Origin of the sequence: Moorena sp. SIO2C4, from assembly GCF_010672485.1 — a bacterium.
In the GTDB taxonomy this organism is placed as follows: Bacteria; Cyanobacteriota; Cyanobacteriia; order Cyanobacteriales; family Coleofasciculaceae; genus Moorena; species Moorena producens.
The window spans coordinates 1-1,083 of the sequence record NZ_JAAHGN010001568.1 but is presented as its reverse complement, the minus strand read 5'-3'; the positions used below and the strand labels follow the sequence as shown (position 1 = coordinate 1,083).

Below are 1,083 nucleotides of genomic sequence, written 5' to 3'. Positions count from 1 at the left end.
TGTGACCCTAAACCCTTGATGAACTAAACAATCAAATTAAATTTGGAGGACAATAAAATGGCAGATATTTTTGGTAATAGCAATCCTAATGTGCTACCTGGCACAAACAACAGCGACAGAATCTTTGGTTTGGGTGATGATGATCAACTGCGTGGTGGAGGTGGATACGATCGGCTATTTGGCGATCGCAATGCTCCAGGAGAGCAGCCTATAATTATTATCCCCGGAAATGACACCCTTTGGGGGGGTGGCGGCACTGACGAACTGTTTGGCGATGCTGGTAATGACTTACTAGATGGTGGCAATGACGATGACTCCCTTGAGGGTGGCATAGGTAATGATACTCTCCTTGGGGGTGATGGCAATGATATTCTCGTTGGTGTTAATCCCCTTGCGATAAGACCCGGTTTGGACGAAATTGACTCGTTAACTGGTGGTTCTGGAGGAGATCTATTTGTGCTTGGTGATGCTAATCAAGCATACTATGACGATCTAGGCGAGAGTGATTTTGCTATCATCACAGATTTGAATCTCTTTCAGGATAGTATTCAACTCAACGCAAATCCTGCTGGCTATGAGTTGGAAGAAACCCTTGTCACCCTTGATTCTGGGGATGTGGTTCAGGGACTAGGAATTTACGCTATCCAGGAAAGTTCCGGTTCAAATGATTTGATTGGTTTGATAGAAAACTCGCCCATGGGTCTGGATTTGAACGATTCTGTATTTAATTTCGTTTAGTTTTTATCAAAATGAGGGGTTTTGGGGGAGTTGCGTAGGGTGGGTTAGGGGCGGGATTGGCCTCATGTTCAACACCGAGCGCCAGTGTTAGGACAGCCCGCCCCGTAACGCACCACCCAAGGGCTCGCACTCATTTTCCGCTTCTTTGGCAGTGTAAGGACAGCCCGACTGGGAATGAAACGGGCAAGATGCCCGTTCCACCAAGATGCCCGTTCCACCAAGATGCCCATTCCACAGCAAGATGCCCATTCCACAGCAAGATGCCCGTTCCACCAAGATGCCCGTTCCACCAAGATGCCCGTTCCACCAAGATGCCCATTCCACCAAGATGCCCATGGCACCCAC

The 1,083-nt window shown here is 48.2% G+C and carries 2 protein-coding genes; one reads left to right on the top strand and one right to left on the bottom strand.

The genetic code is table 11. From position 1 onward, the window contains the following. Positions 1-57 precede the first annotated feature (57 nt). Positions 58-738, top strand: coding sequence for a calcium-binding protein (locus F6K20_RS39570; RefSeq protein WP_287263182.1), 681 nt, complete (start codon positions 58-60; stop codon positions 736-738). Positions 739-825: 87 nt separating this feature from the next. Here F6K20_RS39570 and F6K20_RS39565 read toward each other — a convergent pair. Next, positions 826-1,083: hypothetical protein (locus F6K20_RS39565; protein WP_287298600.1), on the bottom strand; the 258-nt coding region annotated here is incomplete at its 5' end.

Coding starts and splice junctions, on each gene's coding strand:
- F6K20_RS39570 (WP_287263182.1), top strand. CDS start 58: ATGGCAGATATTTTTGGTAATAGCAATCCTAATGTGCTACCTGGCACA.